Genomic DNA, 24683 nt, shown 5'->3' on the forward strand with positions numbered 1-24683 from the left:
TTAAAAAATTGACTGCTTTGTAGCAGTAGTTAGCATTTCTAATGCTAGCATGCCTAATTTAGAATTTCCTTTTTTGTTTAGACCGGGAGACCAAGTTGCAACGCAGTAATTATCAGGCAATAGCGCAATAATGCCACCACCAACACCACTTTTTCCAGGTAAGCCTACTTCAAAAGCAAATTCCCCGGCTTCATCATAGAAGCCACAGGTAAGCATTAATGCATTAATTCGTTTTACTTGGCTAGTGGTTAAATAGGTTTTGTTTTGCAAACATTTTCCTCGATTCATAAAAACGAAAAATAACTTGGTAAGCTGATTGCAGTTTAAGGATAAAGAACATTGGTGAAAATAAAAATCAAGTACGGTATCTACATCGTTGTGTAAATTTCCATAAGATTTTAAAAGATTGGCAGCTGCATAGTTTCTAAATCCTGTTTCCTTTTCAGATTTTGCAACTTCAGGGTCAAATTTAATACTTTTATCTCCTGATATGTCTTGTATATATGTTAAAAAGTCTTCTTTCGGGTTTTTTAATTTTGATACTAAAACATCTGCGACAACAATGGCTCCAGCATTAATCAATGGATTTCTTGGAATACCATTTTCTAATTCTAATAAGGATAAATGATTGAACGGATCGCCAGAGGGTTCTACATCAACACGCTTCCAAAGGTCTTCTCCAATAAGCCCAATAGCTTGGCTAAGGGACAATACTTTAGAAATACTTTGAATAGAAAAAGCTTCTTGAGAATCGCCCACAGAAAATTCATTTCGGTTTGCATCAATAATGTGCATGCCAAATTTTTTAGGATCTATTTTTGAGAGCTCCGGAATATAACGAGCTACTTGCCCTCGATCAGAAACTTTTTTAATTTCTTGTTGTATGTGTTGAAGTATTTCTGGGTACTTGATCATTAATTTTTATAAAAAGGTAATTTAACTATAGTTGCAGGAACAGCTTTTTTTCTAATTTGGATGTAAATTTTTTCACCTACAGCACTAAGTGTTTTAGGAACATACCCTAATCCTATTCCTTTACCTAAAGAGGGCGACATAGTTCCAGAAGTAACAATACCAATTTTTTCTCCATTTGTATTTACAATGTCATAATCATGACGGGGGATTCCTCTTTCATCTAACTCAAAAGCAATAAGTTTCCTTGTAGAACCTTCTGCTTTTTCTTTGGCTAAGTTTTCACTATTCACAAAGTCTTTTGTGAACTTAGTTACCCAACCTAAACCAGCTTCAATAGGAGAGGTCGTATCGTTAATATCATTACCATATAAACAATACCCCATTTCTAAACGTAAGGTATCTCTCGCGGCTAATCCAATAGGTTTAATTCCGAAAGCTTTACCCGCTTCAAATACCTTATTCCAAATTTGTGCTGCTTCAGTATTTTTACAATAAATTTCAAAACCTCCAGAACCAGTATAACCTGTAGCAGAAATTATAACATTGTCAATACCTGCAAACGGTGCCACCTCAAAAGTGTAAAATTTAATAGTAGCTAAATCTACATCGGTAAGAGACTGCATTGCTTCAACAGCTTTTGGCCCTTGGATGGCTAAAAGTGAATAATCTTCTGAAAGATTACGCATATCTGCATTTATATCTTGATTGTATTTAGAGATATGGTTCCAATCTTTTTCAATATTAGAAGCATTTACTACCAATAAATATTGGGCATCTTTAATTTGGTAAATGATTAAATCATCAACAATACCACTTGTTTCATTAGGCATGCAACTATATTGAGCCTTACCTATGGTAAGCTTAGATGCGTCATTAGAACTTACTTTTTGGATTAAGGAAAGTGCATTTGGTCCACTAATTAAAAACTCGCCCATATGAGACACATCAAAAACACCTACACCAGTCCTTACGGTTTCATGTTCAATAGTTACGCCTTCATAAGATACAGGCATATTATATCCTGCAAAAGGAACAAGTTTTGCGCCTAATTCTTTGTGTATTTCTGTTAATGCGGTGTTTTTCATTTCTAATTTATTTAGTCGTTCAAAATTATTGAAAATATGTTAGATACGTCCCCTTAATAGCAGAGAATATTTATATAGGAACAACACATATTTTCTCCTCGAGATTATCAATTCTTTAATAAAATCAGACAAAAAGGTGGATTTCATCGATTAAGTGACAATTAATTAGGAATTTAAATAATACAGCTCTATAATTGGTCAACCAAATTGGTAATCCAAATTGGAGTACCAATTGAAACACTCAACTTTTAGTATTATGAAAAACACACAAAAAATGATGAAATCAAAAACAGTTTTGAGACTTTTAACAGTGCCAATTTTAGCTTTGGCTTTTAATTGCGCAGAGAACGATCTTACAGAAAACGACAATTTATTAGTGTCGCCTAATGTGACTATTTCTTCAACGAGCGCACAGACCATTCAAGCAGAAAATTTTGATGGTATGAGCGGAATCAATACAGAATCTACTTCAGATAGTGGAGGAGGAAGTAATGTTGGTTGGATAGATGCAGGAGATTATCTAGAGTATGATCTTACCGTACCAGCATCAGGAAGTTATAAATTTGAATTTAGAGTGGCCTCTAAGTCTAATACTTCTAAATTTGATTTTTATCAAGGTAATACAAAATTATCTAATGTTAACAAAACGGCTACTGGTGGATACCAAAGTTGGGTAACCACTTCTAAAACAGTTGATTTATCTGCGGGAACTAGTACTTTAAAATTGCTTGCAACAGGTGGTGGATGGAACATTAACTGGATTAAAATTACTCCGGTAAGTGTAGGCCAGATTAGCGTAAGTGATAACCTTGCCTTAGGTAAAACGGCAGAACAATCTTCTAATTACTCTTCTAATGCAGGTCTTCCTGGTCTTGCTGTAGATGGGAATACTTCAGGAGCTTGGAGTCAAGGTAGTGTAACACATACATCAAATAGTTCTTCTCCTTGGTGGCAAGTTCGTTTAGGTGATGATTACACCATTGGTGATATTGTTATTTGGAACAGAACAGATAGCTGTTGTTCTTCACGATTAAATGATTTTGATGTTTTTGTATATAATGATGCAGGAACTCAGGTTTATAAAACAACAATAACTAGCACACCTAGTCCTTCAGTAACCATTAGTACAGGTGGGGTAACAGGATCTAGAGTTCGTATTAAATTAAAAGGAACAAATGCGTTATCATTAGCAGAAGTTCAGGTGTTTAGTGGAGAAAGTGATGGTGGAGGTACAGTAGACCCACCAACAGGTAATGCTTCTATCCCTTCAGATTTAATGAGCAACTGTAACCAATGGAAAATTACATATCCTGACGGAGAAGAAGATAAAACACTTTGTGGGGAAGATAATAACGAATATTTCTATGTGAATAGCGCAAAGAACGGTTTAGTGTTTAGAGCTCCAATTCGTAGTAATAATGGGACTACTCCTAATTCTGATTATGTAAGATCTGAACTTAGAGAAAGAACAGAAGATGGTAAATCTGATATTTACTGGACAACGGATGGTACACACGTAGTATATGTAAAACAAGCAATTACACATTTACCAATTGAAAAAGATCATTTAGTAGCAACACAAATACATGGAGATAAAGAAGCAGGTATTGATGATGCAATGGTATTGCGTTTAGAAGGTTCTAATTTATTTTTAAGTTTTAATGGTAATAAACTTAGAAGTGATGTAACGGTAAAATCTAACTATAGCTTGGGGACAGTTCATGAAGTAATCTTCGAAGTTAAAGATGGTAAGCATTATTGTTACTATAGTGAAGATGGTGATCTAAGAAGTAAATATCTTAATGGTACAGCTTCCTCTTACTTAGTAAAAGATGGTAGTAATAGTGTATTAATGGATATTGATTATGATCAATCCTATTTCAAGATTGGTAATTATACACAAAGTAATGCAGAAGAAGAAGGTAGTTCTACCGGAAATTCTAATAATTATGGTGAAGTAGTGGTTTATGACTTTTTCGTAGATCATGATTAAATAATAGTTTTTTTTTGAGTTAGTTAAGATTAAAGGGTATTTGCAGAAATGTGAATGCCCTTTTTTATTGGTGCTAATTTTTGTAAAAATGAAACCATTCAACGAAATAGTTAGTTTATAGCATAATTAAGTGCTATTAATTTACGATATTTGTAATTGGTCAACCAATTTGGTTTACCAAAAACAAACGAATAAACTCTAATTTCATAGCATGTTAAAAACTATCTGTAGTACTTTTTTTAAATTTTTCATAGTTGTTGCAATCCTAGGTGCAACTTTAAATTGCTCAGATAAAGGAAGTTCACTAGAAGAAGATCCTAATGCATCTGAAGAAATGGAGACTCCGGTAGAAGAGGTAGCTGAACCAGAGGATCCAACAGTCCCAGAAGATAACACTACCCCTGAGGAAACGAGTGGCACCGCTAAAATTCCGGCAGATTTGATGGCTAATTGTGCACAATGGAAAATTACGTATCCTGATGGGGAAGAAGATAAGACCCTTTGTGATGAAGATAACAACGAATATTTCTATGTGAATGAAGCTAAAAACGGAATTGTATTTAAAGCACCTATTAGAAGTACAAATAATACAACTACCAATTCTACCTATATCCGATCTGAATTAAGAGAGCGAACAGAAGATGGTACCGCTGATATTTACTGGACTACCGAAGGGACTCATGTAATTTACGTAAAACAAGCCTTTACACATTTGCCAATAAATAAGAGTCATATAGTAGGAACGCAAATTCATGGCGATAAAGAAGCTGGGATTGATGATGCTATGGTCTTAAGATTAGAAGGTTCACATTTATTTTTAAGTTTTAATGGAGGAGTACTTAGAAGTAACTTAACGATTAAAACAGACTATAATTTAGGAACTAACCATGAAGTAATTTTTGAAGTGGTAGATGGTAAGCATTATTGCTACTACAGTGAAGATGGAGATTTAAAAGCTAGTTATGAAAATGGTACAGCTTCAGAATACCTAGTTTTGGATGGTAGTAGTACTATTTTAATGGATAAAAATTATGATCAATCTTATTTTAAAGTTGGTAATTATACCCAAAGTAACTCTGAGAAAGAGGGAAGCGATACTGATGATCCTTTAAATTATGGTGAAGTTGTTGTTTATGACTTCTTTGTAAAACACTTTTAGAAAAACGATAATTTTTTGTTATTTAGTTGATAACAGTAAAGGGTATTCATGTCGTATGAATACCCTTTTTTATTGAAATTTTTGTGAATTAATCTATTAGAAATTTTTTCAACTCCTCATAGCTTGAAATTTTAATAGATTTTTTCTTTTTATTCATCTGTTTGATAATCTTTTTAGGGATATCTAAATTCTCTTTGATAGTATCTTCTACAATATCTAAAAATTTAACAGGATGTGCAGTTTCTAGGAAAATACCGTAGGTGTCAGGGTGTGTTTCTTGATACTTTTTAAGACCTAAATATCCAACTGCTCCATGTGGATCTGCAATATAATTATACTCGTTGTACAGCTCTAACATGGCTTCTTTCGTCTGTTCGTCTGTAAATGAATAAGAAGATATGTTTTTAGCAATGGTATTAAAATCATCGTTATAGATGTGTCTTATTCTAATAAAATTGCTAGGGTCACCAACATCCATAGCGTTAGATATGGTCGCTATAGATGGTTTTGGATCATAACTTTTAGTGGTCATAAAACGAGGAACAACATCATTTACGTTCGTGGATGCTATAAAATGCTTTACAGGCATCCCTAATTGTTGTGCTACAATACCAGCACAAATATTACCAAAATTTCCACTAGGAATAGAAAATACAATTTCTTTACCCTGAGATTTAGCTTGTTTGTATGCAAATAAGAAATAGAAAAGCTGTGGCAACCAACGGGCTACATTAATAGAATTTGCTGATGTTAATTGCTTTGTTGAAGTAATTTCTTCATCCAAAAATGCCGTTTTTACCATCGTCTGGCAATCATCAAAAGTGCCCTCTACTTCTAAGGCTGTAATGTTTTTTCCAAGAGTAGTCAATTGTTTTTCTTGAATATCACTAACTTTTCCTGTAGGATATAGGATCACGACTTTTACGCCCTCTACTCCTAAGAAGCCATTAGCAACTGCGCCACCGGTATCTCCTGAGGTGGCCACAAGTACTGTTACCTCAGTCTTACTTCCTTCAGAGAAATGTCCTAAACATCTTGCCATAAATCCTGCGCCAACATCTTTAAATGCTAATGTAGGACCATGGAATAACTCTAGGGTTCCAATATTTTTATTGATTTCTACTACAGGAAAATCAAAATTTAAAACATCTTCTAAAATAGATTTTAGTTTTTCATCATCAATATCATCAGAGACAAATTGTTTTATAGCTTTTTGTGCAATTTCTATAGGTGATACATCTTCTATGTGTTCAAAAAAATCATGTGGTAACGGGGTAATTTTTTCGGGGAAATACAAGCCGCGATCTGGTGCAATTCCTTTAATTACCGCGTCTTTAAAACTTACGTTTGGGGCTTTTTTGTTGAGGCTGTAAAAATTCATTTTCTTTTAATTTGGAGTTTTTGAGTTGTTTTATAGTGTGTTGTCATGTTGATTAGCAATCATCTGTATCTTCAAAGTTTTGAACCTCTTCTCTTAGTTCAGAAAAATCTAATAGTGTTGTATTTCTATATAGGGAAACTTCTTTTTTTGGAATTTTTTCATTTTTAATATATCCTTTAAATTCAGATCCATGCTGTTCAATAAAAAGGTAGTTGGTATACCTGCCAGAATTCCAGTAATCATCTACTAATAAAAAACCATTATTGTCATTGGCATAGACTACAAATTTTCTCCATTTCGTTTCATCTCTATCGGCATCAAGAAAACGAACAATACTCTTGTAATAAATAACTCCTGTGCATTCTTGCATAAAAGATTGAATATAAATTTGGATAGGCTCATTGTTATAAGTCCCCTCAAACAAACTTTCCTTTCGTATTTCTTGTCCAAGAGCTATATTAGAAAATAAAATTAGTGCAAAAAGTAGTATTAATTTCTTCATGGTTATATTTTTTTAAGAATTTTACGCAATGGTGTTTCAATATAAATAAAACAAAGTGCAGAACTTAGAATTAATACTGCTGTTGCGATATAAAATTTACTTGTCTCGTTTGTAAACTGGTTGTCTTTTAAGAATGCTTTAGTCCATGCAAATATTGGACTCTGTAAAATATAAATCCCATAACTTATTTCTCCTAAAAACACCAAAGGTTTGTACTTTGAGAGGGTCGTAAGTAATCCTTTATTAGCGCTCATTAATATAATTATAGGAAGGAATAAAACGGCTAATAATCCATTGTGAAAAATAAAATCAGTATTATAAAACAAAACGAAAGGAATTAGTCCAAAGAGTATAAAAATGATAAGGTCATAGTTTTTCTCGCTGCTTGAAAGTTTTTTAATAAAATATATTCCCGCTAAATTTCCGATTAAAAATTCTGCCAAATGCATCGGTGGAAAATAGAATAAAAAGTCATGAAATTTAGAAGGAAACCCTTCGTAAGATGCTGAATATATTCCCCAATGAAAGAGTAACTGACTAATTGCAAAGATGCTTAGAATAGGGACTACCAATTTACTAAAAGCTATTTTGGAATAAAATGTATTATATAAGAATGGAAATAATACATAAAAAAATAATTCTACAGATAAGGACCAAGCAGGATAATTAAAAGACAAGGCTTTTCCGGGTATCCAACTTTGAATCATCGTTAGGTTCAAAAGCAGATCCCCGAGTTGGCTGTCTTTATGGTAGTATATTTTAAACGCCAATACGATGATTAGGGCTAAGAAATATACGGGATAAATTCTCGCAAAACGTTTTTTTATATATGCTAAAAAGGCTATTTTTTTATACTTATGATAGGCTATAATCATGATAAATCCGGAAAGGATAAAAAAGTAGCTTACCGCAATGTTTCCTTGTTTAAATAAACCTTGTATTGGTGTTAAATTAAAAGGGTACACTTCTAGGCCGTAATGATATATTACAACTGCTATTGCAGCTATGAATCTAGAAAATGTTAATTGATCTAATCTCAAAATCCTTTACTTTAACAATACATGAAACACTTTTTTATATAATTTTAATTCCTTCAGTATTTACTTTTGATACGTGAATATCATAATCTATTCCTATTTTGTCATACACATCAGACATCGCTTTAGCTACATTTTTTGCAGTTTCTATGCCTTTGCTTAACGCAAATACAGAAGGACCTGAACCTGAGATTCCACAACCAAGTGCTCCTGATTCTAGCGCTTGTTGTTTTACCGCATCAAAGCCTGGTATTAATATAGAACGTATAGGTTCTATAATGTGGTCTTCCAATGACCTGCCAATCAGCTCATAATCTTCCGTAAATAAACCGGCAATTAATCCGCCAACATTTCCCCATTGTTTGATGCCATCTTCTAGAGAGATCGTAGTTTTTAGAATACGCCTAGAATCTGATGTTTTTACTTCAATTTGCGGGTGGATAACGGTGGCATATAATTCTTTGGGTGTATTAATTTTAATGACATCCAACGGATTATAGCTTCGTACTAAAGTGAAACCACCAAATAGGGCAGGGGCAACATTATCTGCATGGGCAACGCCACTTGCTAAACGCTCGCCTTCCATGGCAAATTTCACGAGTTCTAATGGAGAAAAAGGATTGCCTAGCAGAGCATTCATTGCCCATACAGCACCGGTAGAACTGGCAGCACTGCTACCAATTCCACTTCCTGCTTTTATTTTTTTATAAATTTCAATATCAAAACCACCATCGTAATCACTTTGTGCTAATAGTGCTAAACCGGCAACTCCAGCTACATTTTGTAAGGTTTCTGTAGGTAAGTCTTGGCCTGTAAGCTTGGTGATTCTTATGCCTTTTTGGGTTGTTTTTCTAACCACCATTTCATCACCCACAGCATCTAATGCTAGTCCTAAAACATCAAAACCACAAGAAACGTTAGCAATAGTCGCTGGACAGAAAACCCTAATTTCATTTGCATTCATAGCCTACAGATTAAAAGTTACCTATTCTTATAATATCAGCAAATATACCAGAAGCGGTAACATCTGCACCAGCACCAGCACCTTTAATAATCATTGGTTGGTTAGGGTATCTTTCGGTATAAAATAATACAATATTATCACTGCCTTCTAAATTATAAAAGTCATGCCCTTTAGGAATATGTTGTAAACCTACACTAGCTTTACCATCTTCATATTGCGCTACGTATTTTAGCTTACTTCCTGTATCATTGGCCTCTTTATACATTTTTTGAAAACCAGCTTCGTGCTTAATTAGGGAAGCAAAAAAGTCTTCATTGTTTGTAGTAGCAAGGCTTTCTTCTGGTAAGAAAGGTTTGTTGGCAATTTCTTCTATATCTATTTTGTTACCGCTTTCACGGGCTAATATTAAAATTTTACGCATCACATCAATACCACTCAAATCTATTTTTGGATCTGGTTCAGTATAACCTTGTTCTTGCGCTTGTTTTACGATATCGTGGAAGGTAGATTGGTCATTAAAGTTATTAAACAAAAAGTTTAAACTACCTGAAAGTACTGCTTGTATTTTTAATATTTTATCTCCCGATGCTATTAAATTTTTAAGTGTATCTATGATCGGTAATCCCGCTCCTACATTGGTCTCAAATAAGAATGGTGCATTGTATTGACGGGCTAGATCTTTAAGATGTTTGTAGTTGTTGTATTCAGAAGAACATGCAATCTTATTGCAAGTAACCACAGAAATGCTGTTTTTTAAATAAGAAGCATAGGTTTCAGATACTGCTGCACTGGCGGTGTTGTCTACAAAAATGCTATTTCTATAGTTTAGTTTTTGGATATTCTCAAAGAATTTCTGTTTGTCAGCTTTTTCCCCGTCTTTAAGCTTTTCTTCCCAACTTTTTAGGCTGATGCCGTCTTCATCAAAAACCATAGTTCTAGAATTAGAAACTCCGATAACACGGATATTTAATTTTAGGTTCTCTTTTAAAAATTTACGTTGTTGCTGTATTTGATTTAAGAATTTTGTACCCACATTACCAACACCCATTACAAATAGGTTTAATTGTTTCGTGTTGTCTTCAAAAAATTCCTCATGTAGCGTATTTAAAGCTTTCTTTACATCATCTTTTACGATAACGGCAGAAATATTACGTTCAGAAGCACCTTGCGCAATTGCTCTAATATTAACATTATTCTTCCCTAAGGTGCTAAACATTTTACCGCTTAATCCTTGATGACGCTTCATATTATCGCCCACAAGGGCTATAATAGCTAAATCTTCTTCTGCGATGACAGGTTTTATTTTACCTAAGGATATTTCATATTCAAAAGCTTCATTTACAATAGCCACCGCTTTGGAAGCATCATTATCAGAAACGCCCACACAGATAGAATGTTCAGAAGAAGCTTGGGTGATTAAAACAACACTAATATTTGCTTGTGATAATACTTCAAAAAAACGTTTGGAAATTCCAGGGATACCTACCATGCCGGGCCCTTCTAAAGACAGCAGTGCAATATGTTCAACATGACTAATACCGCGAACAGTTTTTCCTTGTTCGTTTTTATTTTTTGTAATTAATGTTCCTTCGTTTTCAGCATCAAAAGTATTTTTGATGACAATAGAAATTCCTTTAGCAAGTACGGGTTGTATTGTTGGAGGGTATAATACTTTGGCTCCAAAATGTGATAGTTCCATAGCTTCCTCATAAGAAATATGTGGAATAGGCATCGCTTGTTTTACGATTCTAGGATTAGCGGTATACATTCCACTAACATCAGTCCAAATTTCTAATAGTTCAGCATCAATGGCACTAGCTATAATGGCTGCCGTATAATCAGACCCACCTCTACCTAAAGTTGTAGAGTCTCCAGAAATAGAGGAGGCTATAAAACCGGCCATTACAGTAATTTGTTCAGGAACAGCGGTAAAAAATTCTTTGCAATTGTGGTTCGTAACTTTAAAATCAACAATAGCTTTACCAAAATTAGAATTTGTTTTTATGAGCTCTCTACTGTCTTTATAGGTGCAGTTAAGCTTTTCAGCCCTGAAATATTCACTTATAATGTATGACGATAAAAGTTCGCCATAACTAACAATTTTATCAGATAGTTTTGGTGTGATTTCTCCAATTAAATAAGCACCTTCTAACAGTGTTTCTAAGGTGTTAAGTTCGCTTTTTACTTTGCTTAAAACTTTGCTTTGTTGTAAAACAGGAATTAGTTCCTTAATCGTATTTAAGTGTCTTTCTTCAATCTCTTTAAGGCTATTTTTATAGCTGTTATCTTGAGCAGAAGCTAGTGTAGCCGTGTTTAACAGTAAATCTGTTACCCCGCCTAAGGCGGAAACTACGACAATAGTTTTATTTGCTTTAGAATTAGCCACGATGTTTTTAACAAGGGCTATATTTTTTGCGTTAGCAACAGAAGTGCCTCCAAATTTTAGAACTTTCATTATGAGAAATAGTTTTGTGGTAATAAAAATAAAAATGCATGAATATGCGAAAACGGACGAGTTAATAGCAGATTACCCCAATGGGGTAGTGGTGCTGAAAGTGATAGTAGTATCACGCGCAATATAAAATGTAGAAAGGTTAAATTGACTATCCATTATTTGATCTTTATATCTTTTAAAGATATAGTCAAATGTAGTATTTTTGATTTCCTTATCAAACGATTTCCGAAATTATTACGGAATCAGCAATTAATGTTAAATATTATTATTAAATGAAGATTTTTAGCGCAAAACAAATCTACCAAGCTGATAAATATACAATAGAAAAACAGCAAATAAAAAGTGACGAACTTATGGAGCGCGTTGCGATTCAAATTTTTAATTGGTTACATCTTAGACTTCAAGGTGCTCCTGTAAAAATTCAACTATTTTGTGGTATTGGTAATAATGGAGGAGATGGTGTTGCTGTTGCAAGACATTTACAAGAACATGGCTATGCTATAGAAGTGCATATTGTAAACTATAGTGAGAAACGTTCTGATGATTTTTTGCTGAATTTAAATCGATTAAAAGAGCGCAAAATTTGGCCTAACTTTATTAATAGCGATTCGGATTTTCCTGAAATTAGCAAAGAAGATATTGTTATAGATGCTATTTTCGGTATTGGATTAAATAGAAATCCAGATGCTTGGGTTATTAAATTGATGCAAAAAATAAATGCTTCTGATGCTTTTGTTTTAGCAGTAGATTTACCTTCTGGTCTATTCACAAATAAAACGGTAAAGAAGGAGGATGGAGTGGTGAAAGCAAATCATATTTTAACCTTTCAAACGCCAAAATTGGTCTTTTTTCTCCCAGAAACGGGTATTTATGTCAATCAGTGGGAGGTTATGGATATTGGTATTGATGCTGAATTTATAGCTAATACGGAAGTCGACTATGAATTGATAAGCAAATTAGAAGTACTACCTTCTTATATTCCTCGAGAGAAATTCGCACATAAAGGTACTTATGGTCACGCTTTAATTATAGGAGGCAGTTACGGTAAAATAGGATCAGTTCAATTAGCCTCTAAATCTTGTTTACGCTCTGGAGCTGGTTTAGTGACTGCTTATTTGCCTAAATGCGGATATCTGCCTTTGCAAACTGCATTGCCAGAAGTCATGGTGCTTACAGATGCACATGAAGAATTTATCACTAAAATAAAATTTGAGATTACTCCAACGGTTATCGGAATAGGAATAGGTTTAGGTACAGCAAAAGAAACGCAGAAAGCTTTAGGGGAATTTCTTAAAAGCAATGAAAAACCATTAGTCTTAGATGCTGATGCTATCAATATTTTAGCACTAAATGAAGCTTTTTTAAAGAATTTGCCTGCGCAAACGGTTTTAACGCCACATCCTAAAGAATTGGAACGTTTGTTAGGAAAGTGGAAGGACGATTTTGATAAATTAAAAAAAGCAAAAGCATTTTCTAAAAAGTATGATTGTATTTTAGTGATCAAAGGGGCGCATACCATAACGGTATATGATGGCAAAGGGTATATAAATACTACAGGAAATCCTGGTATGGCTACTGCGGGAAGCGGTGATGTGTTAACCGGAATTATTACAGGATTAATTGCTCAAGGCTATGAAGCCTTAACGGCTTCAATTTTCGGGGTGTATTTACATGGTAGCTCTGGAGATATTGCGGTGGAGCGTTATGGCTATCAATCACTAACCGCTAGTGCGCTCATAGATAGTTTGGGTAATGCCTATATTGATTTATTTAAGCAGCCAGAACAGCCTCCGCAAGTGGAAGAACAACAACAGCAATAGGGAATGGATAAGTTAAAAGATTTTTTTAACTTTAAAAAATCAGTAGCTATAATTGATTTTTGAATCAGCTTCTATAATTAAATTAAGATCAAGTTAACGATTAAATTTAGTTTTAAGTTTTTTTTTATCTAAATTGTATAGAAAATATACTTTTTATACTTAGGCTAAATGGAAAAATTTGTAGATAATGTGCGATTAAAGAACCTAAAAAAGCAATTGCAAATTAATGCTAATAAAGTTGTTAGTAAGAATAAACGTGCTTCAAGATTGGGCTTAGAGAGAGCTATTAAAACAGAATTAGCCCTAACACTAAATAATTTTATAAATCAAGAAGTTAAAAAAGTTTCAGTAAAAACATATGATTGGTATTTTTTTGATACTATAGGTAGTTTGCGTTGTTATAGAAATGACTTAAATAAAAATAGATATTTTATAGTTGATTATGTAAATGTTAATTTAGATGGTTTGGCGACTTTTGTTAGTCTAGAGCGCAAAAGAGAATTACCTATTTCAGATGAAGAAATAAAAAAACGAATATCTAGTTCTGCTGCAATTTTCGCAAAAATGCTTGAAGTTACTGTTAGTGAAAAAGAAGATGCTAAAATTTGGAAAGCTTACGATACCGTTGATGAATCAAAAATAATTATGGTTACTATTGGTATTCCTCTAGCTATAATCGGAGGTGTGGAACTTTTTCCTGCGCTAGTAGCAGAGGGTGAATTAATAGCTTCTTCTGTATCTTATATAAAAAATATGTTTTCTACCTATAATATGGGATTAACATTGAATTCTAGTCTTCAAACGAGTTTAGCTTTTGGTTTTGGTGATGCTGCAGCTCAGTATGTGGGTAATGGTTTTGATTATACCAAGGTTGATCCATATAAAGCAGCAGTAACTGGAGTATTTAAGTTCAATCCGAGCTCAGTTTTATTAAGGTCTTCTATTTATTCCAGAAGCGATGAGAATTATATATTAAGATTCAGTAATCCTAATGCAGCTGCTGTTGATTTTACTTTTGGAATGTTGGGTGGAAGTGTAAATAAAACTATAGGAAGCTCTGGACTTATAGAGTTTAATAATAGTATGGGTGGTTTTTTGACGCACACCATGAGATTAGGCGTTAACTCCACTAAAACAGCTACTGCCAAAAAGGTTAAAAGGGAAGTAGATACAAATCGTAAGTCGCATGAATAACTTTGAAAGTTTTCTTAACTCTAAAACTCCTTTAAAGTATATATTGTTATTTGCTATTATCTATGCTATTTATACTAATGGCAAAGAATATTATCATTTCAATCTTTATACTGTATATGGAATAGCGGAGTGTACTGAAATTGAAATCCAAAATACAAATACTTATGCTGCTTATAAGTTTTATGTTGATGGTAAAAGAATTAATGGCTCAATTCAATTAGGAAGTATAGTCTATCCAGGTTGGGTGGGCAAGCATTTTAAAGTGCAATACTCTAGCAAAGATCCAGAGATTAATGAAATTCTTTTAGATAAACCAGTTTATGATACTGTGCGTATTAAAAAAGCTGGTTTTGTAATTAAGGTTCAGGAGAAGAAAGAAAAACGCAATCAGTTTCGAGATTAATTAAAGTAATTTTAATAAGGAATAACTATGAAAAAGTTGGTAATTAATTTAGTGGCATACGGTCCTGTAGTTGGGTATATTATCTACTCAAGAGCCACTAACGTTCCGAATAGCGGTTTTAACTGGGTAGAGCTGGTGATAGTTATTCTTTTAGGGGTAGTGGGGAGTATGCTAGGGCAATACTTAAAACAGAAGTGGAAAGATTAAGCCAATGAAAAAAAATACTGATTTACATAACGAATAATCAGTTTAGCTCTTTCTGGTATACTAATAGATTCGATAAAAAAAGAGCCTTTCATGTAAATGAAAGGCTCTTCTGTTTTATTTAGCTTTTACACGTCTTTTGATCCAAGCGAGTGCGTTATCAAATTCAATGAAAAATTTCATGGAATTTTTGTAGAATAGCTTTTCTATTTTGAAATTATGCATATCAATCTCTTTAACAGAAACAACAGCAAATGCTTTTAAATTCTCAATTTCACGAATGTAGCTGTAAACGGTAGGGTCTAAAGCGTAAGAATTTTTTCGTAAACTTATGTATCCGAAGTTTTTTTCCCTAAAGTGTATTTCTGCAATTCCTATGATTTGATACGCTCTTTCTAAGGTGATGGTTGCTCCTTCGGTGAAAATAGCAACCATGTAGTCATCGTATACTTGAACCATGCCTGTCTCAAGATGATACTCTTGAACGATGACGGTTTTCTTCGATTGTTCAATACTCATTCTTCGTATTTTAAATAGTGTGTCTCGCGGACGAAAATACTACTAAGCTTAAAACTGTTAAAAAATAATAGATAAAGCGCTTATATATCGCTTAAGTAACTAAAGTTTATGAATATGGAAATGTTATTGAATGAAAACGATTACATTTTTTTTAGTTGCTAATTGTATTGTTGTAGTACTTTTTAAGTGTTTGATTATAGCCTTATTGTCCTAAATACCTTTCATATTTTTCTATCTCTAGTGAAAACAAAAAAAGAGAGCCATTTGGCTCTCTTTTTAATTGAATTTTAGAAGTTGTTATGCTTCAGATTCTTTTTTAGCTTTATCAATCTTTATAGTTAATTCATCTTTCTCTTCATCAAGATCCATAAAAATAGTATCACCTTCTTGTAATTTAGAACTAACAATCTCTTCTGCTAATGCATCTTCAATGTACTTTTGAATAGCACGTTTTAATGGTCTAGCTCCGTATTGTTTGTCAAATCCTTTTTCAGCAATATAGTCTTTAGCTTTATCAGATAAGTTTAATTCATATCCTATATCCTTAATACGTAACAATAATTTACGCAATTCAATATCAATAATTTTATGAATATCTTCTTTTTCTAACGGATTAAAAACAACGACATCGTCAATTCTATTTAAGAATTCTGGTGCGAATGCTTTTTTCAAGGCATTTTCTATCACACTTTTTTGGTGGCTGTCTGTTTGCGATTTCATTGCTGAAGTACCAAAACCAACACCTTGACCAAAATCTTTTAATTGACGTGCTCCAATATTGGAGGTCATGATGATAATGGTATTTCTAAAATCGATTTTACGGCCTAAGCTATCTGTTAGGAAGCCATCATCTAATACTTGAAGCATCATATTAAACACATCTGGATGCGCTTTTTCTACTTCATCTAGAAGAACTACAGCATAAGGCTTACGACGAACTTTTTCAGTCAACTGACCACCTTCTTCATAACCAACATATCCTGGAGGTGCTCCTACCAAACGGGAGATAGCAAATTTCTCCATGTATTCACTCATGTCAATACGAATCAATGCATCTTCAGAATCGAATAATTCTTTAGCCAAAACTTTAGCCAATTGTGTTTTACCAACCCCTGTTTGGCCTAAGAAAATAAAGGATCCAATAGGCTTATTAGGGTCTTTTAAACCTGCTCTATTTCTTTGTATCGCTTTCGCTACTTTAGCAACCGCTTCATCTTGACCGATTACATTGGCTTTAATAAGGTTAGGTAGCTCAAATAATTTAGTAATCTCCGTTTGCGCAATTCTATTTACAGGAATACCGCTCATCATAGAAACTACATCAGCAACATTTTCTTCGGTTACCGTTTCTCGGTGCAATTTGCTGTCTTCTTCCCATTTTTCTTGGGCTATTGCTAAGTCTTTTTCAATTTTCTTTTCGTCATCTCGTAATTTCGCAGCTTCCTCATAGCGTTGTTTTTTAACTACGGTATTTTTAAGTTCACGAACATCTTCGAGCTGTTTTTCTAGCTCTAGAATTTGCTTAGGTACATCCATGTTTACAATATGAACACGAGAACCGGCTTCATCCAAAGCATCAATAGCTTTATCTGGAAGGAAACGATCTGTCATGTATCTATTGGTTAACTTTACGCAAGCAATAATCGACTCATCCGTATAAATTACATTGTGATGGTCTTCGTATTTTCCTTTGATGTTTTTTAGTATTTCAATAGTTTCATCTACCGTAGTAGGTTCTACAATTACTTTTTGAAAACGACGCTCTAAAGCACCATCTTTTTCAATATACTGTCTGTATTCATCTAAGGTTGTAGCACCAATACATTGTATTTCTCCTCTGGCTAATGCTGGTTTAAACATGTTTGAAGCATCTAAACTTCCTGTTGCGCCACCTGCACCAACAATGGTATGAATTTCATCAATAAAAAGAATAATATCATCATTCTTTTCAAGTTCGTTCATGACCGCTTTCATACGCTCTTCAAACTGCCCACGGTATTTTGTGCCCGCTACTAAAGAAGCTAAATCAAGGGTTACTACCCGTTTGTTGTAAAGTATTCTAGAAACCTTTTTGTTAATAATACGGAGTGCTAATCCTTCTGCGATAGCACTTTTACCAACTCCAGGCTCACCTATAAGTAAAGGATTGTTTTTCTTTCTTCTACTTAAAATTTGAGAAACCCGTTCAATTTCTTTCTCTCTACCTACAACAGGGTCTAATTTATCCTCTTCGGCCATTTGCGTTAAATCGCGACCAAAATTATCTAAAACAGGAGTTTTAGATTTTTTATTTCCTTTCTGACCCGTTGTTCCTCCGAAATTTCCTTCCTTACCTTCTGCTGCATCATCTGCATCATTAGGGAAAGATTCTGACGTTGGCGAATCTACATAATCATCATCACTTGTAATCATAGATTTGAATTGCTCTTTAACTCCATCATAGTCTACTTTCAATTTATGTAGCAATTTAGTCGTTGGGTCATTCTCATTTCTAAGAATGCATAACAATAAATGTGCTGTATTAATAGAAGAGCTTTGAAAAAGCTTTGCTTCTAAAAAAGTTGTTTTTAGTGCGCGTTCCGCCTGCCTAGTCAGGTGCAAATTCTTTTTATCTTTTTGCATTGGAGTCGCATTGGGGTTTGCGGGACTTAAAATTTCGACCTTTCTACGAAGGTGATTTAAGTCAACATCTAAAGCGTCAAGAATGCTAATTGCTTTTCCACTTCCATCACGCAATAGCCCAAGCATTAAATGCTCGGTACCGATAAAATCGTGACCAAGTCGTAAAGCTTCTTCTTTACTATAAGCAATTACATCCTTTACTCTAGGTGAAAAATTATCATCCATATATATTCCTTTCAACATTAAAAATAGTAAATCTATCTCAAACAATAACAAATACTGTTCCTATATTCGATAAATAATACCTAATTGACGTAAAAAACAAAGATAATCCACTTAAGCCAATTCGTTTTATGAATAACGATATACTTTTTAATGTTGATAAATTCTTAAATAAACTATGAAAGAATTGTCTGGAAAGCTTCGATTTTCTGTATATTGGCATGTTTTTTAACCTAGTAAATAATATAAGATTTTAAAATGGCAGAAGGAGAAAAATTAATTCCTATCAACATAGATGATGAAATGAAATCCGCTTACATTGATTATTCAATGTCGGTCATTGTGTCACGTGCATTACCTGATGTTAGGGATGGTTTAAAACCAGTACATAGAAGAGTTTTATTTGGAATGTACGAATTAGGTGTTCGTTCAACAAGTGCTCATAAGAAATCTGCTCGTATTGTGGGTGAGGTTTTAGGTAAGTATCACCCGCACGGAGATACCTCTGTATATGACTCTATGGTGCGTATGGCACAAGAATGGAGTTTGCGTTATATGCTTGTAGATGGCCAAGGTAACTTTGGTTCTATTGACGGCGATAGCCCTGCAGCAATGCGTTATACTGAAGCACGTATGCGTAAAATTGCAGACGACATGTTGGCAGATATAGATAAGGATACTGTAGATCATCAGCTGAATTTTGATGATACATTAAAAGAACCTAAAGTATTGCCAACCAGAATACCTAACTTATTGGTAAATGGAGCGTCTGGTATTGCAGTAGGTATGGCAACGAACATGCCGCCTCATAACTTATCTGAAGTTGTAGATGGTACCATTGCATATATTGAGAATAATGATATTGAGATAGATGAGTTAATTACCCATATTAAAGCGCCAGATTTCCCTACAGGAGGAATTATCTACGGATATGATGGTGTTAAAGAAGCTTTTCATACGGGTAGAGGTCGTGTGGTTATGCGTGCTAAGGCTTCTTTTGAAGAAGTTCAAGGTCGTGAATGTATCATCGTTACCGAAATTCCGTATCAAGTGAATAAGGCAGACATGATTAAAAAGACTGCTGATCTTGTTAACGAAAAGAAAATAGAAGGTATTTCTACGATTAGAGATGAATCTGATAGAAACGGTATGCGTATCGTTTATATTATTAAAAGAGACGCCATTCCTAATATTGTTTTAAACACCTTATATAAGTATACATCTCTTCAAACTTCTTTCAGTGTAAATAACATTGCATTGGTCAATGGAAGACCTCAAATGTTGAATGTGAAAGAAATGATTCATTATTTCGTTGAGCATAGACATGAGGTTGTTGTTCGTAGAACGGAATTTGAGTTAAAGAAAGCTGAAGATAGAGCACATATTTTAGAAGGACTTATTATAGCTTCGGATAATATTGATGAGGTTATTGCAATTATTAGAGCATCTTCTAATGCAGATGAAGCTCGTGCAAACTTAATGGAGCGCTTTAAGCTGTCAGAAATTCAGGCTAAGGCAATTGTTGAGATGCGTTTGCGTCAGTTAACAGGATTAGAGCAAGATAAATTACGTACAGAGTACGATGAAATATTAAAATTCATCGAAGATTTAAAAGATATTCTTGCGCGTAAAGAACGTAGAATGGAAATCATCAAAGAAGAATTAGCAGAAGTAAAAGCTAAATATGGTGATGAAAGACGTTCTGAAATTAACTTTGCTGGTGGAGATCTTAGTATGGAAGATATGATTCCTGATGAGCAAGTAGTGATTACTATTTCTCATGCTGGATATATTAAGAGAACAGCACTTTCAGAATATAAAACCCAAAATAGAGGAGGAGTTGGTCAAAAAGCATCATCTACACGTAATGAAGATTTCTTAGAACATTTATTTGTAGGTACCAACCACCAATACATGTTATTCTTTACTCAAAAAGGAAAATGTTTCTGGATGCGTGTTTACGAGATTCCAGAAGGAAGTAAATCTTCTAAAGGTAGAGCTATTCAAAACTTGATTAGTATAGAAAGTGATGATAAAGTAAAGGCATTCATCTGTACACAAGATTTAAAAGATGAAGAATATGTGAATAGTCACTATGTGATTATGGCGACTAAAAAGGGTATCGTTAAGAAAACATCGCTAGAACAATATTCTAGACCACGTCAAAACGGTATTAATGCTATTGGTATTAGAGAAGATGATGAGTTGTTAGAAGCAAAACTTACCACAGGTACTAGTGAAATATTCCTAGGTCTTAAATCTGGTAAAGCAATTCGTTTTGAAGAAAGTAAAACAAGACCAATGGGTAGAAATGCTTCAGGGGTTAGAGGTATTACTTTAGCGAATGATGATGATGAGGTCATTGGAATGGTTTCTGTTCATAATCTTGAAGAAGAAATTTTAGTAGTTTCTGAAAAAGGATATGGTAAGCGTTCAAGTATTGAAGACTATAGAATAACGAACAGAGGAGGTAAAGGCGTTAAGACAATTTCTATTACCGATAAAACTGGAGGTTTGGTCGCTATTAAAAACGTATCGGATTCTGATGATTTAATGATTATTAATAAATCTGGTATAGCAATCCGTATGAGTGTTGAAGATCTACGTGTTATGGGTAGAGCTACTCAAGGGGTTCGTTTAATTAATATAAAAGGTAAAGATTCTATCGCAGCTGTAGCAAAAGTTATGAAAGACGAAGACGCTGTAGATGAGTTGGAAGAGGGTAGTGACTTGACTGTGGATCCAGAGAATGGCACGGCAATTGATACTACAGATACTGAAACAGAAGAATAAACACTAAATTAAAATTATAATAAAAATGAAAACTAGATTATTTATAGCAGCGGCAATGTCTTGCACAATGGTAGCGTTCTCACAGAAGAACGAATTGAAAAGTGCGGAGAAAGCATTAAAAGCAGGTAGTGCTACAGAAGCTAAAACAGCATTAGACAGTGCATCTTCTCTAATAGATGGTGCAGATGCAAAGATGAAAGCACAGTTTCACTTCTTAAAAGGAGAAACTTTTGCAATGCTTGCTAAAAAAGGAGATGCAAGTGCATTTAATACAGCAATTGAATCTTACAACGAGGCTATTGCAACAGAGGAAACTTCAGGGAAAGTAAAGTATACTCCAGAAGCGAAGCAGAAATTATCAGCAATGACTGCTGATTTAATTAATGCTGCGGTTGAAGATAACAACAATAAGAAATATAAGCCAGCAGCAGATAAATTGTATATGGGCTACAAATTGAGTCCAAAAGATACCGTTTATTTATATTATGCAGCAAGTAGTGCTGTGAATGGTGGTGAATATGAACAAGCTTTAAGTTACTACAACGAACTTAAAGATTTAGGATATGACGGCTCTGAAGTGAAGTATACGGCAGTTAATGTTGCTTCTGGTGAAACGGAAGAAATGGATAAGACTCAAAGAGATCTTATGGTTAAATCTAAGACGTATAAGGATCCTAAAGAAGAAAAAAGTCCTTCTAAGAGTTCAGAAATTATTAAAAACATCGCGTTAATTTACACGCAATTAGGTCAAGATGATAAAGCTTTAGGTGCTTATAAAGATGCACGTGCAAATGATCCTGAAGATGTAAACTTAATTTTAAATGAAGCTAACCTTTATTTCAAATTAGGAGATAAAGATAAGTTTAAGTCTTTAATGGCAGAAGCTACAGCATTGCAACCAGATAACGCAGATTTGTTTTATAATATAGGTGTTGTTAATATGGAGCAAGGTAATATTGAAGATGCTAGAGCGGCATATACAAGAGCTTTAGAGATTAACCCTGGTTATGTTAACGCACAATTAAACCTTTCTACAACATATGTTAATGAAGGAAATGGTTTAATAGACGCTATGAATGCTTTAGGGAATTCTAGATCAGATATTGCAAAATATGACGAGCTTAAAAAGAAGAAAGATGGTTTGTTTCAAAAAGGAGCAGATATTTTAGAGCAAGCATTAAAATTAAATCCTGATAATCAAGGTATTTTAGAGCAATTAAAAAATATCTACGGAGCATTAGGTGATAATGATAACTTCATGAGATTAAAGAAGTTGATAGGAGAATAATTCACGCTATCAAATAGTATAAAAAAAGCCTTTACATTTTTGTAAAGGCTTTTTTGTTGGTGTAATTTAAAGAAATTAAAAATGCTACTTTAAAATATTTTCTTGATCACACGTAACTTGTGAGTGTATGTTTTAGATGTTGTATTGAAAATACCTGTGTGGTCTATTCGGTCTATTCGTACCGTTCCGCTAACGTGAATTACGTAGTTGTTTTGCATGATGAGCCCTACGTGATTTATAATTCCTTCGTTGGTATCAAAAAAGGCCAAGTCACCGGGTTCACTTTCTTCAATAAAACTTAAAGCTTCACCTTGTGTTGCTTGTTGTCCAGGACTGCGTAGTAAATTGTGACCATTAATTTTATAAACCAATTGGGTAAAGCCGGCACTATCTATGCCAAATGGGGTCATGCCGCCCCATAAATATGGTGCATTTAAATACAATAGCGCCACTTCAATAAGTTTATTCTTCTCATTAGATTTTACGGTAGCACTCCCTTCAAAAGTATGTTGTAGTAGGCTGGCGTTACTTACTGTAGAGCCTATTACTATAGGAATTAACGTGTTTTCAGGGGATGCAACAAAAGAGACGAGATCATTAGAATACGCTGGATCATTAGTAGTGACAATCGCATTGTACTCTTCTTCGGTAATCAATTTTAGTTGCAAGTTGCTCACCCAGCCTTCGCAACCATCATAAGCAATTCTTATTTTGCTCCAAAATTTACGAGTATCAATTACTTTATAGTGATCACCATAAAGTAATTGACTTATTAATTCGCTGGTATCTTCAGGATTTAACCGAACAGGAACAACACTAAGAGGGCATATGCCGTATTGCATGGTTTTGTTTGCTGAAAGTTAATTTCTTTTAAGTACCATAGCAGAAGCACCACCACCACCGTTGCAAATTGCAGCGGCTCCAATCGTACCTTTCTGTTGTTCTAGTATATGGATTAAGGTAACAAGTATTCTTGCTCCAGAACAGCCTAAAGGATGTCCTAAAGAAACAGCTCCACCATTAATATTTACATTGGCATCTGTAAGACCTAGTAATTTCATGTTTGCTAAACCAACAATAGAGAAAGCTTCATTAAATTCAAAATAGTCTACATCATCTATTTTTAAATTTGCCTTAGCTAGTGCTTTTGGAAGCGCTTTTGAAGGTGCTGTAGTAAACCATTCTGGTTCATGTGCGGCATCTGCAAAACTTACAATAGTTGCTAGCGGTTTTAAATTTAATTCTTTAGCTTTTTCTTCACTCATTAATACTAGTGCAGCCGCACCATCATTAATTGTTGAAGCATTTGCAGCCGTTACTGTTCCGTCTTTTGAAAAAGCAGGTCTAAGCGATGGAATTTTGTCCATCCTTACGTTTTTATATTCTTCGTCTTGATTAATTACAAGGGGTTCTCCTCTTCGTTGTGGAACTTCTACGGGAACAATTTCATTAGCAAATCTACCCTTGTCCCATGCTTCAGAAGCTCTGTTGTAGGATTGGATAGCAAAAGTATCTTGGTCTTCTCTAGAAAATTCATATTTCGTAGCACATGCGTCGGCACAAACACCCATTGCTTGTTCATCGTAAGCATCTACTAAACCATCTTTTTGCATGCCATCTATTAACGTAGTAGGGCCAAATTTTTGACCAGTACGCATGTGCACATAATGAGGTATTAAACTCATGTTTTCCATACCACCGGCTACAATAATAGAAGCATCTCCTAATGCAATAGCTTGTGCAGCTAACATTACAGCTTTCATTCCTGATGCACACACCTTATTAACCGTCGTACAAGGTACTGTATTTGGTATCCCAGCATATATTGCCGCTTGTCTTGCAGGAGCTTGTCCTGTTCCCGCAGAAACAACATTACCCATTATAACTTCCTCTACTAATGAAGCATCTAAATTTATTTTGTCCAAAGCCCCTTTTATGGCGGTTGCGCCTAATTTTGGAGCTGTTACAGTGGATAAACTTCCCATAAAACTTCCTATTGGAGTTCTCACTGCAGATACGATTACTACCTTTTTCATTTTGTCGAATAATTAGTTGTGCGAAATTAATAAATTTAAGTGCAATGGGCTGTGATGATTTTAAAAAAAGGACTTGAATATTGTTAATCTT

At 34.1% G+C, this 24683-nt stretch carries 19 protein-coding genes; 8 read left to right on the top strand and 11 right to left on the bottom strand.

Features of this window, described 5'->3' with window-relative positions; all coding sequences use genetic code 11:
• Positions 1 to 915: a glutaminase gene (locus tag GQR94_RS14795; protein WP_158976388.1), complete on the bottom strand. Its 915-nt coding sequence runs from the start codon at positions 913 to 915 to the stop codon at positions 1 to 3.
• On the bottom strand, positions 915 to 2000 hold the full coding sequence (gene gcvT / locus GQR94_RS14800) for a glycine cleavage system aminomethyltransferase GcvT (RefSeq protein WP_158976390.1): 1086 nt from the start codon (positions 1998 to 2000) through the stop codon (positions 915 to 917). Before gcvT ends, GQR94_RS14795 begins: the two co-directional genes overlap by 1 nt.
• Positions 2001 to 2256: 256 nt before the next feature.
• Between gcvT and GQR94_RS22870 the strand changes: the two genes are divergently transcribed.
• Together GQR94_RS22870 and GQR94_RS14810 are read left to right on the top strand one after the other, a co-directional pair.
• The gene (locus GQR94_RS22870; protein WP_158976392.1) at positions 2257 to 3993 is read left to right on the top strand and encodes a polysaccharide lyase family 7 protein; all 1737 of its coding nucleotides are present in this window, start codon (positions 2257 to 2259) and stop codon (positions 3991 to 3993) included.
• Positions 3994 to 4204: 211 nt separating this feature from the next.
• The gene (locus tag GQR94_RS14810) at positions 4205 to 5152 is read left to right on the top strand and encodes a polysaccharide lyase family 7 protein (RefSeq protein WP_158976394.1); all 948 of its coding nucleotides are present in this window, start codon (positions 4205 to 4207) and stop codon (positions 5150 to 5152) included.
• Positions 5153 to 5240: 88 nt separating this feature from the next.
• Here the strand turns inward: GQR94_RS14810 and thrC are convergent, their stop codons facing one another.
• Genes thrC through thrA form a run of 5 tightly spaced genes read right to left on the bottom strand, consistent with a single transcriptional unit; the run spans position 5241 to position 11491 of the window.
• The gene (gene thrC, locus GQR94_RS14815) at positions 5241 to 6533 is read right to left on the bottom strand and encodes a threonine synthase (protein ID WP_158976396.1); all 1293 of its coding nucleotides are present in this window, start codon (positions 6531 to 6533) and stop codon (positions 5241 to 5243) included.
• A 52-nt stretch (positions 6534 to 6585) separates the two neighbouring features.
• Positions 6586 to 7035, bottom strand: a complete 450-nt coding sequence (locus GQR94_RS14820; protein ID WP_158976398.1) for a hypothetical protein — start codon at positions 7033 to 7035, stop codon at positions 6586 to 6588.
• A 2-nt stretch (positions 7036 to 7037) separates the two neighbouring features.
• Positions 7038 to 8075, bottom strand: a complete 1038-nt coding sequence (locus tag GQR94_RS14825) for an acyltransferase (protein ID WP_158976400.1) — start codon at positions 8073 to 8075, stop codon at positions 7038 to 7040.
• 34 nt (positions 8076 to 8109) lie between these two features.
• Entirely contained in the window at positions 8110 to 9036 is a 927-nt protein-coding gene (locus tag GQR94_RS14830) for a homoserine kinase (protein WP_158976402.1), read from the bottom strand.
• A gap of 10 nt (positions 9037 to 9046) precedes the next feature.
• Positions 9047 to 11491, bottom strand: a complete 2445-nt coding sequence (gene thrA, locus GQR94_RS14835) for a bifunctional aspartate kinase/homoserine dehydrogenase I (protein ID WP_158976404.1) — start codon at positions 11489 to 11491, stop codon at positions 9047 to 9049.
• 272 nt (positions 11492 to 11763) lie between these two features.
• Here thrA and GQR94_RS14840 point away from each other — a divergent pair, with 272 nt between their 5' ends.
• From GQR94_RS14840 to GQR94_RS14855, 4 genes are all read left to right on the top strand, one after another.
• Positions 11764 to 13311 (top strand): NAD(P)H-hydrate dehydratase, encoded by a 1548-nt coding sequence (locus GQR94_RS14840; RefSeq protein WP_158976406.1) that lies wholly within the window; start codon positions 11764 to 11766, stop codon positions 13309 to 13311.
• 168 nt (positions 13312 to 13479) lie between these two features.
• A complete protein-coding gene (locus GQR94_RS14845) occupies positions 13480 to 14505 on the top strand; it encodes a hypothetical protein (protein ID WP_158976408.1) in 1026 nt (341 codons plus the stop codon).
• Complete coding sequence (locus tag GQR94_RS14850) at positions 14498 to 14908, top strand: hypothetical protein (RefSeq protein WP_158976410.1); 411 nt, start codon at positions 14498 to 14500, stop codon at positions 14906 to 14908. The genes GQR94_RS14845 and GQR94_RS14850 overlap by 8 nt, the downstream gene beginning before the upstream one ends.
• Before the next feature lie 27 nt (positions 14909 to 14935).
• Positions 14936 to 15115, top strand: coding sequence for a hypothetical protein (locus tag GQR94_RS14855; protein WP_158976412.1), 180 nt, complete (start codon positions 14936 to 14938; stop codon positions 15113 to 15115).
• 114 nt (positions 15116 to 15229) lie between these two features.
• On the opposite strand, the gene GQR94_RS14860 is transcribed toward GQR94_RS14855, so the two are convergent.
• Together GQR94_RS14860 and GQR94_RS14865 are read right to left on the bottom strand one after the other, a co-directional pair.
• Positions 15230 to 15631 (bottom strand): STAS/SEC14 domain-containing protein, encoded by a 402-nt coding sequence (locus GQR94_RS14860; protein ID WP_158976414.1) that lies wholly within the window; start codon positions 15629 to 15631, stop codon positions 15230 to 15232.
• A gap of 297 nt (positions 15632 to 15928) precedes the next feature.
• Complete coding sequence (locus GQR94_RS14865; RefSeq protein WP_158976416.1) at positions 15929 to 18478, bottom strand: ATP-dependent Clp protease ATP-binding subunit; 2550 nt, start codon at positions 18476 to 18478, stop codon at positions 15929 to 15931.
• 255 nt (positions 18479 to 18733) lie between these two features.
• On the opposite strand from GQR94_RS14865, the gene gyrA reads away from it, so the two are divergent.
• Both gyrA and GQR94_RS14875 read left to right on the top strand, forming a co-directional pair.
• A complete protein-coding gene (gene gyrA / locus GQR94_RS14870; RefSeq protein ID WP_158976418.1) occupies positions 18734 to 21268 on the top strand; it encodes a DNA gyrase subunit A in 2535 nt (844 codons plus the stop codon).
• A gap of 25 nt (positions 21269 to 21293) precedes the next feature.
• Positions 21294 to 22556 (top strand): tetratricopeptide repeat protein, encoded by a 1263-nt coding sequence (locus GQR94_RS14875; RefSeq protein WP_158976420.1) that lies wholly within the window; start codon positions 21294 to 21296, stop codon positions 22554 to 22556.
• An 89-nt stretch (positions 22557 to 22645) separates the two neighbouring features.
• Here the strand turns inward: GQR94_RS14875 and GQR94_RS14880 are convergent, their stop codons facing one another.
• Together GQR94_RS14880 and GQR94_RS14885 are read right to left on the bottom strand one after the other, a co-directional pair.
• Positions 22646 to 23398: a C40 family peptidase gene (locus tag GQR94_RS14880; RefSeq protein ID WP_158976422.1), complete on the bottom strand. Its 753-nt coding sequence runs from the start codon at positions 23396 to 23398 to the stop codon at positions 22646 to 22648.
• A gap of 18 nt (positions 23399 to 23416) precedes the next feature.
• The gene (locus GQR94_RS14885; RefSeq protein ID WP_158976424.1) at positions 23417 to 24592 is read right to left on the bottom strand and encodes an acetyl-CoA C-acyltransferase; all 1176 of its coding nucleotides are present in this window, start codon (positions 24590 to 24592) and stop codon (positions 23417 to 23419) included.
• Positions 24593 to 24683 lie beyond the last annotated feature (91 nt).

It is taken from the genome of Cellulophaga sp. L1A9, assembly GCF_009797025.1.
In the GTDB taxonomy this organism is placed as follows: domain Bacteria; phylum Bacteroidota; class Bacteroidia; order Flavobacteriales; family Flavobacteriaceae; genus Cellulophaga.